Here is a 16,700-nt window from a genome sequence, read left to right as displayed (position 1 = left end):
CTCTGTCTGGTGTCTTGGTGGAATGACCGGGGTGGTTCGTGGGCGGCGATGCCCAGAGCCGACCGGTCAGGTTCAAGCGTATTGCTGATGAGGGTATTGCCGAACATTTGGGTACCCACTTGTGATGAGCCCGGTGTTCGTGTGGTGCAGAAAAGAAGATTTGAACCAGGATACATGGTAAGGCCACTTAACGTCACGCTAAGATCATGACCACGCGCATCGGGGCCGCGGTCAGCCGCCCTCAGACCGCCCACAATCTGCAGTTGCTGTGTGTGCACAGCAGCGATGCGCTGCCACGCCGCGACAGAAACGAGACCCAGGTGACGACGCCACACAGCTTTGAACTCGCGGTGCCCGTGCACACCTACGAACGCATCGTCGACCAAATCGAGCAAGCCATCGTCTCGGGCGAAATCTCGGTCGGGTCGCAGCTCGCGAGCGAACGCGACCTGATGGTGCAGTTTGGGGTGAGTCGCCCGACCGTGCGCGAAGCGCTGCGCATTCTGCAGAGCATGGGGCTGCTCGAATCGCGCCCCGGCACCCGCGGCGGCCCCGTCGTGCTCGCGCCCTCGTCGAAGACGCTGTCGCGCTCATTTCGCGCCATGATCGGCACCGACGCCCTCGATATCGCCGACCTGATCGAGTACCGCGTGGTGCTCGAGGGCACCGCGAGCACGCTGGCGGCGCTGCGGCATGATGCCGATGACCTCACACGCATGCGCGCGGCGATCGAGCGGATGGAGCGCGACGCGGCGCAGAATGCCGAGAGCTTCGCCGACGCCGACCTCGAATTTCACGAGGCGATCTGGGCGGCCAGCGGCAACGAGGTGCTGCGCATGACCGGCCAGGCCGTATCGGGCGTGCTGCGCGGCATCATGCAGCAAGACGCCGAGGGCGAGCACCACGACAACCGCGTGAAGCTCGCCTCGGCGCAGATTGACCGCGGCCTGTTCGAAGCGATCGCGGGCCGCGATGCGGAGGAAGCGAGCCGCGTCGCGCGTCGCGCCGTCGCCGACCGCTTTTCCCCGCTGCTCGGCGATGACGAGGCCCGCCAAGCGCTGGCGGCGCTGGCGAAGTAGCCGGCGCTGGCTGTGCGGGTCGTGCTGATCGGGCTGACCCCGCCGGCACCGGGTGCGGGCTACGCGCCAGCTCGCGAACTGCGCGCCAGTGCCGCGAGCACCGCGCAGGCGAGCGCCGTGGCCACCGCGAACACGGTCACAGACGCGCTCAGCCCCAACTGTTCGGCCATGAGCCCGAGCCCCAGCACGGGCAGCGCGCTGCCCAGGTAGGTCACCGTATAGATGGCGCTCACCGTTGAGGCATGGCGTGCGGGGGAGACCGCCGCCGTGGCCGCGGTGAACGCCGCCTGAAAGGCGATGCCCTGGCCGATGCCGGCGCACACGCTCGCCGCAATGAGCAGCCACACGCTTCCGAGGAGACCGGCGGCCGCGATGCCCAGCAGCGCCACCGCGAGCGCGGCCAGCCCCACCGGAATACGCCAGTTTCCCCGCAGCGGTACCAACTGGGTGAGCGCCGAGGCACCGAGCGTCACCGCGGCGAGCAGCCCGATAGCCAGGCGCGAGTCAGTGCCGGCAATGGCGGCGAAGTATGCGGGAGCGAGTGAGAGGCAGAACCCAAACACGGTGAAGCTCAAGAAGCCGGTGGCCGCGGCGATCCGAAACGCCCCCACCGCGCGGTGATGCAGCTGCGGGTCGGTGACTTCGGCGGCCGGGTACGGGGCGTCGGCGAGCGCAATGGGTGACGACGCATAGGCGGGAAAGCACTCCTGGTGCGGGGCGAGCAACACGATCGCGGGGATGAGGGCCAGCAGCAGCGTGGCCGCCACCAGGTACGGGGTGACGAGGGGCCACGCCCCAAGCGACAGGGCGCCGCCGAGAATGGGGCCCGCGGCGACACCGCCCGACGTCGCCAGCAGCGTAAGTCGGCCAACGAGGGCGGGGCGCTGCGGGGATAGGGCGCGCAGGGCACCCGATCCGGTGCCGGTGGCACACGCGATCGCAACGCCCTGCACCGCACGCGCCACGCAGAACCAGCCCAGCGAGGGCGCGAGGGCGAGGCCCGCGGTGGCGAGCGCCGCGGCGCCCACGCTCGCGAGCAGCACCGTGCGGCGATTCACGCGATCGGCCACGCGGCGAAACACGACGAGCCCGGCGATCAACGCGAGCACGTAGCTCGAGAACGCGATGGCGGTGCCCAGTGAGCTGATGCCGAGCTTCTGCTCGAGCAACGGAAACAGGGGAGTGCTGAGATTCGCGCTCACGAGCAGCGCGAAGAGGGTGAGTGCGGTGAGCGCCATGCGAATGCGGGGTCTGGCCAGACCAACCTGCGGTACTGCTGGGGGTGCGAACGGGGGTACGTTCAGGGGCGATAACCGGGCGCCGGATCGCCGAGCTTGTGCATGGTGTGCGGGGGTGGCGCGCAGCATACTTCTCTCCTTCGCGGCGAGCCAGGGTGTGGCTGCCGATGAAACCCTGCGGGGGTGGTGCAGGTGATGTGTGATGCTGCAGGGATGTCTGCGGCACACAGAAAGTACATCGCAGTGTGGCGTATTGAGCAAGCGACAAATTTGAAGTTGAGCAATATGATCAATCTTGCCGCGAATATCCCAGCAGAAAGTGGTCAAAATGAATGATCTTGACGCAACTGATCGCCGCATTCTTGCTGCGCTCGACGAAGACGGCCGCATGCCCACCGCGATGATCGCGATGCGGCTCGGCCTCGCCCGCGGCACCGTGCAGACGCGGCTCGAGAAGCTTCGCGAATCGGGCATGCTGCGTGCGCACTCTTCTCGCGTCACCCCCGCAGCGCTTGGCCGGCCCGTCGCCGCGAGTGTGCAGGTCGAGCTCGACCAGCACCAAATCAGCGAGGCGATTGCGGCGCTGGCGAGTATTCCCGAGGTGCTTGAATGTTTTGCGCCAGCTGGCAACACCGATTTGCTTTTGCGTGTGGTGGCTAAGGATCCAGATGACCTCTACCGTGTGAGCGAAGAGATTCGCCTGTGCCCTGGCATCAATCGCACCTCGACCAGCCTGTTTCTTCGCGAGGTGATTCCTTATCGAGTCACCGGGCTATTGAATGAAGCGTGATGCGGGGCGGCAGGATTTTCAGGCTTGCTTCAGCACATCTGGCACGGCCGGGTGCTAGCGTAGCGGTGGTTGTGACGACACAAATTGCAGGGAAGAGGTCACCACATGCGCGTACGGACCCATTCGAGGTTTCGACGAGGGCTCGCGGTGCTGGGTGTGTGTGCATTCATTGCAGGCATGGCCGTAGTTCAGCAGGGTAATGCTCCCGCAGCACAGGCTCTTGACCTCCCCACGTGGGACGACGTTGAGGCAGCGAAGAAGAACCAGGCCGCTGCCGATAAAAAGGTCACCGAAATTGAAGGCTTGATCGCTGACGGCGAGAAAGAGCTCGACCGTCGCCGCAACATGCACGCGGGCGAGCTGGCCGAGCTCAAGGTTGCCGAAGAGGCGCTCGCCGTGGCCTCAGACAAGGCGCACACGCTCAACACCGAGGCAGAAGCCAGCAAGATCAAGGCGCAAGAAGCCGCCGATCAGGCCAGCGTTATCGTCGCGCAGATGTACCGCTCGGGCGGTGTCGACCGCAGCATGGAACTCTTCCTCGACTCTGATGCCAGCACGGCAGACGCGCTGCTTGAGCGCATGGCGTCGATGTCGAAGGCCACCGAACGCAACTCGAAGCTCTCAGAAGAAGCCGAACAGACCGCGAACACGGCGTCGTCGCTGAGTAAGCAGGCTGAAGCTGCTGAAGCCGAGCGCGAGGTACTACGCCAGGAACAGAAGGTCAAGGAAGAATCCGCGGCCGCGGCTGTCACCCAGCAGGGCGTACTAGTAGCTGAACAAGAGGCGCAGCAGCGCGACCTTGAGGTCAAGCTTGAGGCGTTGAAGGACAAAACGTCGAAGACCGTTGACGGTTACAAAGAGCGGCTGCGCATCGAAGAAGAACAGCGCATCGCTGAAGCGAAGCGCCTGGCCGAGGAAGCGGCCGAGCGCCAGCGCCTCGCAGAAGAGGCTGAGCGTGAGCGTCAGGCCGCCGAGGCTGCCGAGCAGGCACGCCTGGATGAACTGGAACGGCGCCGCATCGAAGACGGACTGACCGCAACTCCCGCGCCCGAAGCACCCGGTGAGGCCCCGGCCCCGCCCGCTGAGACTCCGGCCGCGCCCGCTCCGTCGGCACCGCCGCCCCCCAACACGTCAAACGGCTGGACAATTCCCACCTCGGGGTACTACGTCTCTGAGGGCTACCGCAGCCCGGGCCGCTGGGATCACACCGGTACAGACCTGGCGACCGCTTGCGGCACCCCGATCGTTTCGGCGGCCGAGGGCACCGTCGCGCTCACCTACTGGGAAGAGGGCGCCGGCGGCAACATGGTGACCGTCAACCACCCCAACGGTTGGCAGACCCGGTACGCGCACATGATTCAGTGGGCCGCTGTGGCCCCGGGCCAGCCCGTGGGCGCAGGTCAGGTGCTTGGCTACGTCGGATCAACCGGTGCGAGCACCGGTTGCCACCTGCACTTCGAGATGCGGCCCAACCAAGACAACGGTTGGTACGGGTTCGTGAACCCGCAGGATTACATCGCGCTGTAATCGCGATCACCGCGGCGGTCACACCGGCCGCTGCGGGCCCGCACACAGACAAAAAGCGCTGGGAAACGAATCGTTTCCCAGCGCTTTTTGCGTTACTGCGTGGAGAGCTTAGGACTGTGAGGCCAGGCGCTCCTGAGCTTCAACGATGAGGCGCTCGGCATCAGCCGCGTTGCCCCACGCATCAACCTTGACCCACTTGCCGGGCTCAAGATCCTTGTAACGCTCGAAGAAGTGCTCGATCTCCTTGCGGGTGTACTCAGGGATATCTTCGACATCCTGAATGTGGCTCCAGCGGGGATCCTTCACCTGCACGGCAACGACCTTGTCGTCTCCGCCGGCCTCGTCGCTCATGCGTAGTACGCCCACGGGGCGTACCTTGATGCCCACGCCGGGGTAGACCGGGTAGTCGAGCAGTACGAGCACGTCGAGCGGATCGCCGTCTTCGCCGAGGGTCTCCTCAAAGAAGCCGTAATCGGCGGGATACACAAAACCGGTGAACAGTACGCGGTCAAGGTAGACGCGCCCCGTCTCGTGGTCGATCTCGTACTTGTTGCGGCTCCCCTTGGGGATTTCGATGACGGCGTCGAACGCTGCGGTCACTGGCTGCTCCTTGCGTAAATGTAATGAGGGTGATGCTGTGCAACAGGTTACCCGAACCGACCTCACCGCGCGAAGAGCGCCCGGGTCTCACAGTGTCACTTCAGCTGCCGCGCCCGCCGTGGCGGGCATCGCGGTAGCGTTAAGAGCATGTCCCAGCAGCGAATCTTTGGCCGAGCGGTCGTGGCCACGCGCGTGGCTGCGCGGCGCGTGTTGCGTGAGGTCGCCGCTCAGCATCGCGCAGCGCGGTCAGCTCAGATCAACGCGGCTGGTCAACCAGCTCAGACTGCTCAGCCGGGTCAGTCTGCACCGGCCGCGCCGCCGCTCGTGCTGGTCGCGCTGTCGGGCGGTGCCGATTCGCTCGCGCTCGCGCTTGCGGTGGCGTATGAAGCGCCGAATTGTGGGGTGCGGGCCGGAGCGGTGGTGGTCGACCACGGGCTGCAACAGGGCTCGGCCGAGGTGGCCGATGCTGCCGCGGCGCAGGCGCGGGCGGCGGGTCTTGATCCGGTGCTCGTGGAGCGAGTGCGCGTGGGCCAGGCACCCGGGGGCCCCGAGGCGCAGGCCCGCGAGGCGCGCTATGCGGCGTTCGCGGGGGCGGCCGAGCTGCATGGGGCGGCGGCCATTTTGACCGCCCACACCCGCGGAGACCAGGCCGAGCAGGTGCTCTTGGGGCTGGCGCGTGGCTCGGGGCTGCGCAGTTTGGCGGGGATTCCACGGCAGCGTGCGCTCGCGAACGGCACCCAGATGCGGCGTCCGTTCTTGGCGAGCGACCCCGCGATTGACCGCGAAACCACCGAAGCCGCGTGCCTCGATCAGGCCGCCACGTTTTGGCGAGACCCGCACAACACCGATCCGCGATACGCGCGGGTGCGGGTGCGCGATCGCGTGCTGCCGGTGCTCGAGACCGAGCTGGGGCCGGGGGTGGCCGCGGCGCTCGCCCGCACCGCCGACCTTGCGCGCGAGGATGCCGACGCCCTTGACGAGATTGCCGAGCAGCTCACGCGCCGCGTGGTGACCGCAGGGGACTCCCGGGATGCGCAGGTGGCCGTCGCCGCGCTCGCGGGGGAGCCCGCAGCGATTGTGCACCGCGTAGTGCGCATCATGGCGCGCGATCATTTTGGTGCCCAGCTCGAGCGCGGTCACACCCTCGCGATCACTGAGCTGATCACTGCTTGGCGGGGCCAATCGACCGTGTATGTGCCGGGGATCGCGGTCACCAGGCGGGCAAACGTGCTGCATTTTCACGCCCAGATCGGGTCTCCCCGGTCGATTTCTCGGGAGTAGCTAAGGCGACGGCGGTAAAGTATTGGAATGGACGTTGAACACCTGAGTGACGATCTCACTGAAGTACTGCACACCGAAGCTGAGCTACACGCTCGCCTTGCGGAAATGGCCCGCGAAATTGAAGCCGACTACCCCGAAGAGCCGCCGCTGCTGGTGGGCGTGCTCAAGGGCGCTGTCATGGTGATGGCCGACCTGGCCCGCGAGCTGCGTTTCCACGCACAGATGGACTGGATGGCTGTCTCGTCGTATGGCGCTGGCACCAAGTCGAGCGGCGTCGTCAAGATTCTGAAGGACCTCGATGCCGACATCGCCGGCCGCGATGTTCTGATCGTCGAAGACATCATCGACTCGGGCCTCACTTTGTCATGGCTGAAGGAGAACCTCGAGATTCGTGGCGCGAAGTCGGTGCGTATCTGCACCATGCTGCGCAAGCCCGAGGCACTCAAGGTTGAGGTTGACGTGGCCTACGTCGGCTTCGACATTCCTGTTGAGTTCGTGGTCGGCTACGGTCTCGATTACGCCGAGGACTACCGCAACCTGCGTGACGTCGCGATTCTCGCGCCCCACGTCTACACCAAGGGCGAATAGCTTCTCCGTTCGTTGATGCCGTGCTGGGGCGGTTGTGCGCCATGAGCGTACAACCGCCCCAGCACGGTGTTGATGACAGTGGCATTAGCTACGCTTACACCTGCACCCCGCGTACCCGAAAGGCGCTGACTTGGCAGAGAACACCCCGAAGAGCCCGACCAAAAGCAAAAAGCTGATGCGGGGGCCGCTGGTCTATCTGATCTTGGCACCGCTGATTGTGCTGCTGGGATGGTCGCTGCTGTCGGGTGGCAACACACGCGAGGTGCCCACTGAGCAGGGCCTCGAGATGCTTGCCGATGGTCAGGTGAAGAAGGCCGAGATCGTTGACGGTGACCAGCGCGTCAACCTCACGCTCACGAAGGCCGACAAGAAGACCGGCGCCACCGACGTGTTCTTCTACTACGTCACGCCCCGCGGTGCTGACGTCGTGAAGGCCGTCGATGATGCCACCATCAAGGATGGCTTCAACGACAAGGTGCCGCAGCCCAACCCGTTCTGGTCGCTGCTGTCCTTCCTGCTGCCGATGCTGCTCATTGGCCTGCTGATCTGGTGGATGCTGTCATCCATGCAGGGCGGTGGCAAGGGTGTGATGCAGTTTGGCAAGAACAAGGCCAAGCTCGTCTCCAAGGACATGCCGAAGGTAACCTTCGATGACGTCGCTGGTGCTGACGAAGCCGTTGAAGAGCTGCACGAGATTAAAGACTTTTTGCAAGACGCCACCCGCTTCGAAGCAGTGGGCGCGCGCATTCCCAAGGGCGTGCTGTTGTATGGCCCTCCCGGCACGGGTAAAACCCTGCTCGCTCGCGCTGTGGCGGGCGAGGCCGGCGTACCGTTCTACTCCATTTCGGGTTCAGACTTCGTTGAAATGTTCGTTGGCGTGGGCGCAAGCCGCGTGCGCGATCTCTTCAAGGAGGCCAAGGCAAACGCCCCCGCCATCATCTTCATCGACGAGATCGACGCGGTCGGTCAGCGTCGCGGGCAGGGCATGGGCGGTGGCCACGACGAACGTGAGCAGACCCTCAACCAGCTGCTCGTCGAGATGGATGGCTTCGATCCCAAGGCCAACGTCATCATGATCGCGGCGACCAACCGCCCCGACATGCTCGACCCCGCGCTGCTGCGCCCGGGTCGCTTCGACCGCCAGGTGGGCGTGGACGCGCCCGATATGCCGGGCCGTCTCAAGATTCTGCAGGTGCACTCAAAGGGCAAGCCGCTCTCTGCGAACGTTGACCTCGAAGTGGTCGCTCGTAAGACCCCCGGGTTCTCGGGCGCCGACCTCGCCAACGTGCTCAACGAGGCAGCGCTGCTGACCGCGCGCTCGAACGCACAGCTCATCGATAACCGTGCGCTTGACGAAGCCATCGACCGCTCGATTGCTGGCCCGCAGCGCCGCACGCGCTTGATGCGCGATCACGAGCGCCTGGTGACGGCGTACCACGAGGGCGGTCACGCACTCGTGGCGGCCGGTCTGAACCACACCGATCCGGTTACCAAGATCACCATTCTGCCGCGCGGTCGCGCGCTGGGTTACACGATGGTGATTCCGCTCGAGGACAAGTACTCGGTGACCCGCAACGAGCTGCTCGACCAGATGGCGTACGCGCTGGGTGGCCGCGTCGCCGAAGAGCTCGTCTTCCACGACCCGACCACGGGCGCGGGTAACGACATTGAGAAGGCAACCGACACGGCCCGCAAGATGGTCACCGAATACGGTATGTCGGCCATCGTGGGCCCCGTGAAGCTGGGCCAGGCTCAGCCGGGTGCGTTCATGGGCGACTTCGGTCAGAACCGTGACTACTCAGAGGGACTGGCGGTGTCGATCGACGCCGAGGTACGGGCGCTGATGGAACAGGCGCACAACGAGGCGTACGAGGTGCTCACGACGAACCGTGACATCCTCGACAACCTCGCGCGCGAGCTGCTCGTGAAAGAGACGCTCGACCACAACCAGATCGCCGAGATCTTCACGCACGTGAAGCGACTGCCCAAGCGCGCCGTGTGGCTGTCACACGGTGACCGCCCAGTATCGACCCGGCCTCCGATCGAGGTCCCGGCAGCGGTGCGCACCGACGGCGCAGCCATCGACGTATCGTCGCTCGACATGAAGGGCGTACCGAGCTCCGCGGTCACCGGTGTGGGTGATCCTGACGCGGCCACACCCGCTTCGCACACCGAAGCACCGCAGGCCGACGGTACGGAGGCATCGGAAGCTTCGGAGCAGTAGGCGTGGCGCTCACCGAAGTCATGGGTGTGCTGAATGTCACACCCGACTCGTTTAGCGACGGCGGCCGATACTTCGACGTCGCCACCGCGGTGCGCCGCGGCGAACAGCTGATGACACAGGGCGCGACCCTGATCGACGTCGGCGGCGAATCGACGCGGCCGGGTTCAACGCCGGTGAGCGAAACCGAAGAAGCCGCACGCGTACTACCCGTGGTGCGCGCGCTCGTCGAGCGCGGCATCCCGGTGTCGGTGGACACCATTCATGCGGCGACGGCAGAAGCCGTTGCCGCGTGCGGTGCCCGGTACATCAACGATGTTTCGGGGGGACTGCACGACCCCCGCATGTTTGCGGTGGCCGCAGCGGCCAGCCAGCAGCATGGCACCCGATTCATTCTGGGGCACTGGCGGGGCATCCCCGATGCCGCGCACGTGCGCTCGGCCTATGACGACGTCGTTGCCGAGGTGCGCGACGCCCTGCTCGCGCTCGCTGACACCGCGATCGCTGCGGGCGTTGACCCGGCCCACCTCATCCTTGATCCGGGTCTCGGGTTCGATAAGACCGATGCGCAGTGCTGGGAGCTATTGGCCCGGTTGTCTGAGCTCATCGACACCGGGTATCCCGTGCTCGTGGGGGCCTCACGCAAACGCATGCTGGGCGAAGCGCTGGGCGGGCTGACCGACGCCGTAACCGGCCACTCAGCAGACTGCGACAGCCACGAACGCGACCTCGCCACCTCAGTGGTGAGTGCGTTCTCGGCGCGCGCCAACGCTTGGGGCGTGCGTGTGCACGACGTGGCGGGCACCGCCCAAGCGCTGGCCATCGCATCGGCGTGGCAGGCGGGCGAGCAGCAGACCATCGCGCCGCAGGCAGCCGAACCGCAGGCAGCCCTACCGCAGCCCCGCGCGAACGCTCACGCCGAGACCAGCGACACTGCAGCCGACCGCGACGGGCTCGAAGACCGCATCACGCTCACCGGGCTTGAGGTCTTCGCGCACCACGGAGTGTTCGACTTCGAACGCGAAGCCGGCCAAAAGTTTATTATTGACGCCGAGGTGGCCGTCAATCTGCACGCCGCCGCCGCAGGCGATGAGCTCGGCCAAACGGTGCACTACGGCGAACTCGCCGACGCCATCGCCGAGGCCGTGCGCCGCGACCCCGTCGACCTCATCGAAACGGTCGCCGAACGGGTGGCCGCTGTCGCGCTGTCATTCGCCGGAGTGCGCGAGGCCCGCATCACGGTCCACAAACCTGATGCGCCGATCGCCGAAACCTTCGCCGATGTATCCGTCACGGTCGTTCGCCGCCCCGCGACCGGAGGCACAGCATGATCGCGCAGGTGGCCCCCGTGCTGATCGCGTTCGGCGCGAATCTGGGGGACCGCGGCGAGACGATCCTCGCGGCCCAGGCCGAACTCGCGGCCACCCCCGGCATCTTCGACGTGGCGGCCTCGCCGCTGCGCGAGACAATCGCGATGACCCTCAACGGGCCTGATCCCGAGGCCCCGCGGTACCTCAACGGCGTCGCCCGCGCCACGACGACGCTCACCCCGCACGAGCTGCTCGATGTCATGCAGCGCATCGAACTGCAGCACGGCCGCGTGCGCGATGTGCGCTGGGGCGCCCGCACCCTCGATCTCGACCTCATTCTCTACAGCGGCCGGGTGATCGCAGACGACCGCTTGTCGGTGCCGCACCCGCGCGCCCACGAGCGCGACTTCGTGCTTTCACCCTGGCTCGATCTCGAGCCCGCCGCGGTGCTGATGGGCCACGGCCGCGTCGCCGATTTGCTCGCGCGCATCGGCGACACGACCTCTCCGCTCGATCGATCAGAAGATCCGGATCATGCCTAATCAGCCCAGCCCCCAGCCTTCCTCGCGGCCGCTCGCGCCGCTCGTCGCGGCAGGGTTCGGCCTCGTGGCCGGGCTGCTTGTGCAGTTTGGGCTCGCGCGATCGGGGCAGTCGCCCCTCGTGCCGCCCTACAGTTTGGCGATCTCGCTCGCCGCGATCGCGGCGGTGCTGCTCGTATTCGGGCTGCGCCTGAAGCGCACCATCGCCGACCCGCATCAGCAGGTCGACCCGTTTCATGCGGTGCGGGTGCTGGTGTCGGCGCGCGCGGGCAGCCTCGTCGGCGGCCTATTTGGGGGATTCGGCGCGGGGCTCGTGCTGTCGCTGCTGGGACGCAGCGTACCGGCCCCCACCAGCACATGGCTGCCGATGGTGATGGCGCTCGTTGCCGGGGTCGCGCTCGTGATTTGCGGTGTGCTCACTGAGCGGTGGTGCAGGGTTCCGCCGAACGACGGCGAGAAAACTGCTGGGAATGAAGAGGAAGAAGGCGGGCCAGAAACCCAGACCGCCTACCGTCGACCGTAAGCTGGAGGGGTGAACCCCGAAGAGCATCTCTCGACCCCCGTAAGTCAGGGCGACCCTGAGCCCGTCACCGTGAGCTCGCCCACCGGCGCGGCCGTATCAGCGCAGCCCGCAGAAGCAGCCCAGCACACAGAAGCCGCGGTGCCCGCAACGGCAGCGCACGCAGCGCACGCAGCGCACGCAGCTCCTGCAGAGCAGCCAGTGCCTGCGGCGCAGACTGCGGAGGCAACGTCTGCAGAGCAGGCAGCTCCGGAGGATCAAGCAGAGCAGGTAACACCTGCCGCACAGCCAGCGCACGAGTGGACGCGCGTCGCCACCTCGTACGCCTGGGCCGACCTCGCGATTAACCTGCTGCTCGTGGTGGCCGTTGCCGCGGTGGGCGCGTTCATCTTCTTCATAAACGACCAAGACCTGCCGCTCGTGCCGATGATCCTGATTCCCTGCGTCGTCGTCGTGCTGCTGATCAACGCGCTGCTCGCGTTTCGACGGGTGCGCGCGATCGGATACATTCTGCGCGAAGACGATCTGCTGTTTCGCCGCGGCATCATGTTCGAGCGCGTGATCGCGGTGCCCTACGGCCGCCTGCAGCTCGTTGACGTCACGCGTGGACCGTTGCTGCGCTCGCTGGGGCTTGCCACGCTGAAGTTCGTCACGGCCTCGGCCGCGACGGGCGTGCAACTGCCCGGGCTCAAGCTCGAGGACGCCGAAGCGCTGCGCGATCACCTCGTGCAGCTCGCAGAGACGCGGCGGTCAGGGCTGTGACCGCCGAACTGCCCGAGCAGCACCCCGAGCAGCACCTCGAGCCACAACCCGAGGCCGAGCAGATTTCGGCGTCCGTGCCCGACCCCGAGGTCTGGCATCGGATGCACCCGCTGTCGCCCCTGTTGAAGGGTGGCATTGCGCTGCTCGTCATCGCGGGCATCATCGTCGCAAACTTTCGTGATCGCTTCATCGAGCTTTTCGTGGGCGACCGCTTCTTGGGCGGCGGGGAAGACCTCAACGAGTACTCGGGAGCCCAAGACCCGATCGGGTTCTTCGCCGAGAAAGGCTTGCTGCTGATTGCGCTCGGCGCCCTGCTGGGCGTCGTCGCCCTCATTGTGCTGTTCTCGTGGATCGCCTGGCGGTTCTCGACCTACCGCATCTCTGCCGAGGCGGTGGAAGCGAAGAACGGGGTCGTATTTCGCAGCCACCGGCGCGCACCGCTCGAACGCATTCAAAGCGTCAACCTGCAGCGCCCGATGCTGGCGCGCATACTCGGGCTCACCAAGATCGAGATCGTCACGGCAGGGCAGGGCGGCAAGGTCGAGCTTGCGTACCTGAATTACCAGCACGCGAAGACGGTGCGGCAGGAAATTCTGGGGGCAGCAGCTGCCCTCCGCGGTGGCAGCGCAGCGACCGCCGCCGCACCTGCGACAAGCGACCCCACCGCGTTGGGTGGCCACAAATCGGGGTACCAGAGCCCCGAAAACAACGATTTGTGGCCACCTAAGCTCGACGACACCCTGGGAACGGCCGGGGCAGCCGGGACAGCAGGCGCAGCCGCGGCAGCCGGTGTGAACGGCGCATTTGGTGGCCCCGTGTCGGGGTACCAGAGCACCGAGTACCCCGACATGGGGCCACCCGAGCCCAGCCGGGCGGCGGCGTTCGACGTTGCCCTCACCGAACGCGCCGCCGACTTCATCGACGCCGACATCGACCCGAAGGCGATCACCGAGAACACCCTGGTGCGTGTGCCGGTGCCCCGGCTGATCGCGAGCATCGCGCTGAGCTGGGAAATGGTGTCACTGATCCTGATCGTGGTGGGCGTCATCGTGACCGCGATCACGACGGAGCCGGGCCTTTTGCTAGGTATATTGCCGATGGTGATCGTGATGGCGAGTGTGATGATCGGGCAGTTCAACAAGGGCTTCAACTTCACGCTGTCGCGCGGTCATGACACGGTGCGCACGGGCGCGGGGCTCACCTCGACGCTCACCGAAACCATTCCGTTTGGCCGCATTCATGCCATTGAGGCACGGCAGCCGCTGATGTGGCGGCCGCTGGGCTGGTGGAAGGTGCGCATCACCACTGCCGGGCACTCGGCCGCACAGGCTGGCCAAAACGCCATGCAAAACGTTGTGCTGCCGGTGGGCACCGAGGCCGATGTGTTGCGGGTGTTCGAAACGCTGCTGCCCGGCATCGGCGACGAAGCGCACGAGATCGAGGGGCTGAAGGACGGCCTCAGTGGCCAGGCCGCGGGCTACCTGGGCGCCGGGCCGAAGGCCGGCTGGGTGCTGTGGTTTGGTCGTCGCCGGTCAGGCATCACGATCGCCGACGCGGGGGAGCACAACGCCACCCTGCGCGTGCGCCGCGGCTTCATGACCCGCTCACTCGGGGTGATGCCCGTCGTGCGCGCCCAGTCGGTGATGCTGCATCGCCCGCTCGTGCACCGTATGATCGGCCTCGCCTCAGTGCAGGCGCACACCGTGCTCGGCCCGATGCAGATGCAGGCGCGCGGCATCGAACTCACGCAGGCGCAAGCATTCTTCGACGAGCTGAGTGCGTGCGTCTTGCGCGCGCAGACCGACGAATCCGTACAGAAAGCGAAACATGTCATCAGCAAGTGAGTCGAGACTGGGCGTTGGCGTGATCGGCGCGGGCAAGGTGGGCCCCGTGCTCGCCCGCGCCCTCGCCGGAGCGGGCCACGCCATCACCGGCATCAGCGCCATCAGCGAAGTAAGTCGTGAGCGCGCCGAAGTGATGCTGCCCGGCGTGCCCGTGCTCGACGTTGCCGAGGTGGTGCGTCGCTCTGAGCTTGTGCTGATTGCGATCCCCGGCGACGAACTGCCCGGTCTCATCACGGGGCTGACCGCGACGGGCGCTTGGCAGCCCGGCCAGCTCGTCATCCACACCGCCGCCGAATACGGCTACGGTGTCTTCGCGCCCGCCATGGCCGCCGGAGTGATTCCGCTCGCGCTGCACCCCGCGCTGCAGTTCACGGGCACGAGCCTCGACCTCACGCGCCTGTCTGGCGCGTCGATCGCGGTCACCGCGCCCGCGCCCGTGCTGCCCATCGGCATGGCCCTCGCGGTCGAAATGGGGGCCGAACCGGTGACCGTCGCTGAGGCGGATCGCGCGGCCTACGCCGACGCGGTGACCGCCTCGCGCGACCTCGTGGGCGCCGTCGTGCGGCAGGGGCTCAACGCGCTACGCGAGATCAACATCGACGCACCCGCGCAGTTGCTGGGCGGTCTCGTGCGAGCGGCGCTCGAGGAGGCCCTGTCTGCTGGATCCGGATCAGAGGCCAGCGACCCATCCTCAGCCTTCGACGAACAATAACCCCGGTTCGCTCGCGTAGGATAGTTCGATACGCCGATCTGCTTGGATCTGGCGAGCCACGAACACGGAGGACCCCGCCACAATGAGCGATCAGCCTGCAGCCAGCACACCCGCGACGAGCGAAGAAGACGTCTTCGAGCAGAAGCGCGTGCGCCTGGAGAAGCGCGACAAGCTGAACGCCGGGGCAGCCCTCGGCGGCGGTGCATACCCCGTCTCGGTGCCCGTCACCACGACGATCCCCGCAGTGCGTGCCGAGTGGGGTCACCTCGAGGAGACCCCCGGCACCGAGTCGGGTGCGACCGTGGGTGTTGCGGGCCGCGTGGTGTTCCAGCGCAACACGGGCAAGCTCTGCTTCGCCTCGTTGCAGGCTGGCGACGGCACCCGCATTCAGGCCATGGTGAGCCTCGCTGAGGTGGGCGAAGAATCGCTCGCACAGTACAAGGAGCTCACCGACCTGGGCGACCACCTGTTCATCTCGGGTGAGGTGATCTCGAGCCGCCGCGGCGAGCTGTCGATCATGGTCACCTCGTGGCAGGTTGCGGCAAAGGCCCTCGCGCCGTTGCCCAACATGTACATAGAACTGAATGAAGAAACCAAGGTGCGCCAGCGCTACCTCGATCTCATTCAGCGAGAGCAGGCCCGCACCAACGTGGTCACCCGCGCACGCACCATGTCGAGCCTGCGCCAGACGTTCGCCGAGCGCAACTACCTCGAGGTTGAGACGCCGATGCTGCAGACCATGCACGGCGGCGCTTCGGCACGCCCGTTCGTGACGCACTCGAACGCGTTTGACACCGAGCTGTACCTGCGCATCGCACCCGAGCTGTACCTGAAGCGCGCCGTGGTCGGTGGCCTCGACCGCGTGTTCGAGATCAACCGCAACTTCCGCAACGAAGGCGCAGACTCGACGCACAGCCCCGAGTTCGCGATGCTTGAAGCGTACGAGTCGTACACCGATTACAACGGCATCGCAGACCTGACGCAGGATCTGATTCAGAACGCTGCCCTCGCAGCGAACGTGGGCAGCGACCGCGAAGGCACGCACGTCGTGAAGTGGGCCGACGGCACGCTGTTCGATCTGGGCGGCAACTGGGATCGCATCTCGATGTACGGCACGCTGTCTGAAGCCGCCGGCCGCGAGATCACCCCCGCCACCTCGGTTGCTGACCTGCAGGCCATCGCCGATGCCGAGGGCGTCGAGGTGCACCTCGCCAACCACGGCAAGCTCGTCGAAGAACTGTGGGAGCACTTCGTGAAGGACGGGCTCACCAAGCCCACCTTCGTGATGGACTTCCCGGTCGAGACCAGCCCGCTGACGCGCCACCACCGCTCCATCGAGGGCGTTGTGGAGAAGTGGGACCTGTACATTCGCGGCTTCGAGCTGGCCACCGGCTACTCTGAGCTCGTTGACCCCGTCGTGCAGCGCGAGCGCTTCACCCAGCAGGCGGCAGAGGCTGCCCGCGGTGACGTCGAGGCCATGGGCGTCGACGAAGACTTCCTGCGCGCCCTCGAGCACGGCATGCCGCCCGCCGGTGGCATGGGCATGGGCATGGACCGCCTGCTGATGGCCCTCACCGGCCTCGGCATTCGCGAGACCATCCTCTTCCCGCTTGTGAAGTAGGTGACGGCTGGCGTTACGTCAGCTCATCACCCGTGTCCATGGACACTACCGACCCGGTAGCGCGCTGT

Annotated in this window: 15 protein-coding genes; 13 read left to right on the top strand and 2 right to left on the bottom strand. The window is 66.3% G+C overall.

Translation table 11 applies throughout. The features are described 5' to 3' along the window. Positions 1–206 precede the first annotated feature (206 nt). On the top strand, positions 207–1,079 hold the full coding sequence (locus JOF28_RS05140; protein WP_245189876.1) for a FadR/GntR family transcriptional regulator: 873 nt from the start codon (positions 207–209) through the stop codon (positions 1,077–1,079). A gap of 59 nt (positions 1,080–1,138) precedes the next feature. Here the strand turns inward: JOF28_RS05140 and JOF28_RS05135 are convergent, their stop codons facing one another. Beyond that, entirely contained in the window at positions 1,139–2,446 is a 1,308-nt protein-coding gene (locus JOF28_RS05135; RefSeq protein WP_209704794.1) for an MFS transporter, read from the bottom strand. 199 nt (positions 2,447–2,645) lie between these two features. On the opposite strand from JOF28_RS05135, the gene JOF28_RS05130 reads away from it, so the two are divergent. Both JOF28_RS05130 and JOF28_RS05125 read left to right on the top strand, forming a co-directional pair. Further along, the gene (locus JOF28_RS05130; protein ID WP_209704793.1) at positions 2,646–3,107 is read left to right on the top strand and encodes an Lrp/AsnC family transcriptional regulator; all 462 of its coding nucleotides are present in this window, start codon (positions 2,646–2,648) and stop codon (positions 3,105–3,107) included. Positions 3,108–3,284: 177 nt separating this feature from the next. Further along, a complete protein-coding gene (locus tag JOF28_RS05125) occupies positions 3,285–4,634 on the top strand; it encodes a M23 family metallopeptidase (protein WP_245189875.1) in 1,350 nt (449 codons plus the stop codon). A gap of 108 nt (positions 4,635–4,742) precedes the next feature. Here JOF28_RS05125 and ppa read toward each other — a convergent pair whose 3' ends face one another. Continuing rightward, positions 4,743–5,234 (bottom strand): inorganic diphosphatase, encoded by a 492-nt coding sequence (ppa, locus tag JOF28_RS05120; protein ID WP_209704791.1) that lies wholly within the window; start codon positions 5,232–5,234, stop codon positions 4,743–4,745. 147 nt (positions 5,235–5,381) lie between these two features. On the opposite strand from ppa, the gene tilS reads away from it, so the two are divergent. From tilS to lysS, 10 genes are all read left to right on the top strand, one after another. Continuing rightward, complete coding sequence (gene tilS / locus JOF28_RS05115; protein ID WP_209704790.1) at positions 5,382–6,515, top strand: tRNA lysidine(34) synthetase TilS; 1,134 nt, start codon at positions 5,382–5,384, stop codon at positions 6,513–6,515. 27 nt (positions 6,516–6,542) lie between these two features. Continuing rightward, positions 6,543–7,103, top strand: coding sequence for a hypoxanthine phosphoribosyltransferase (hpt, locus tag JOF28_RS05110; RefSeq protein ID WP_209704789.1), 561 nt, complete (start codon positions 6,543–6,545; stop codon positions 7,101–7,103). A 175-nt stretch (positions 7,104–7,278) separates the two neighbouring features. Next, positions 7,279–9,327, top strand: coding sequence for an ATP-dependent zinc metalloprotease FtsH (gene ftsH / locus JOF28_RS05105; protein ID WP_209706803.1), 2,049 nt, complete (start codon positions 7,279–7,281; stop codon positions 9,325–9,327). A gap of 2 nt (positions 9,328–9,329) precedes the next feature. Then, a complete protein-coding gene (gene folP / locus JOF28_RS05100; protein ID WP_342452087.1) occupies positions 9,330–10,655 on the top strand; it encodes a dihydropteroate synthase in 1,326 nt (441 codons plus the stop codon). Then, positions 10,652–11,176 (top strand): 2-amino-4-hydroxy-6-hydroxymethyldihydropteridine diphosphokinase, encoded by a 525-nt coding sequence (folK, locus tag JOF28_RS05095; RefSeq protein ID WP_209704788.1) that lies wholly within the window; start codon positions 10,652–10,654, stop codon positions 11,174–11,176. The genes folP and folK overlap by 4 nt, the downstream gene beginning before the upstream one ends. After that, on the top strand, positions 11,169–11,696 hold the full coding sequence (locus JOF28_RS05090; RefSeq protein WP_209704787.1) for a DUF3180 domain-containing protein: 528 nt from the start codon (positions 11,169–11,171) through the stop codon (positions 11,694–11,696). Before folK ends, JOF28_RS05090 begins: the two co-directional genes overlap by 8 nt. 198 nt (positions 11,697–11,894) lie before the next feature. After that, positions 11,895–12,455 (top strand): PH domain-containing protein, encoded by a 561-nt coding sequence (locus tag JOF28_RS14895; protein WP_425342486.1) that lies wholly within the window; start codon positions 11,895–11,897, stop codon positions 12,453–12,455. Beyond that, entirely contained in the window at positions 12,452–14,299 is a 1,848-nt protein-coding gene (locus tag JOF28_RS05080; protein WP_342452086.1) for a PH domain-containing protein, read from the top strand. The genes JOF28_RS14895 and JOF28_RS05080 overlap by 4 nt, the downstream gene beginning before the upstream one ends. Then, on the top strand, positions 14,283–15,011 hold the full coding sequence (locus tag JOF28_RS05075) for a Rossmann-like and DUF2520 domain-containing protein (protein WP_209704785.1): 729 nt from the start codon (positions 14,283–14,285) through the stop codon (positions 15,009–15,011). Before JOF28_RS05080 ends, JOF28_RS05075 begins: the two co-directional genes overlap by 17 nt. Positions 15,012–15,093: 82 nt before the next feature. Next, positions 15,094–16,632 (top strand): lysine--tRNA ligase, encoded by a 1,539-nt coding sequence (lysS, locus tag JOF28_RS05070; protein WP_209704783.1) that lies wholly within the window; start codon positions 15,094–15,096, stop codon positions 16,630–16,632. Positions 16,633–16,700: the final 68 nt, after the last annotated feature.

This window comes from Leucobacter exalbidus (assembly GCF_017834145.1).
In the GTDB taxonomy this organism is placed as follows: domain Bacteria; phylum Actinomycetota; class Actinomycetes; order Actinomycetales; family Microbacteriaceae; genus Leucobacter; species Leucobacter exalbidus.
Note: the sequence above shows the minus strand (reverse complement) of the source record. Positions and strands in the feature narration are given on the sequence as shown.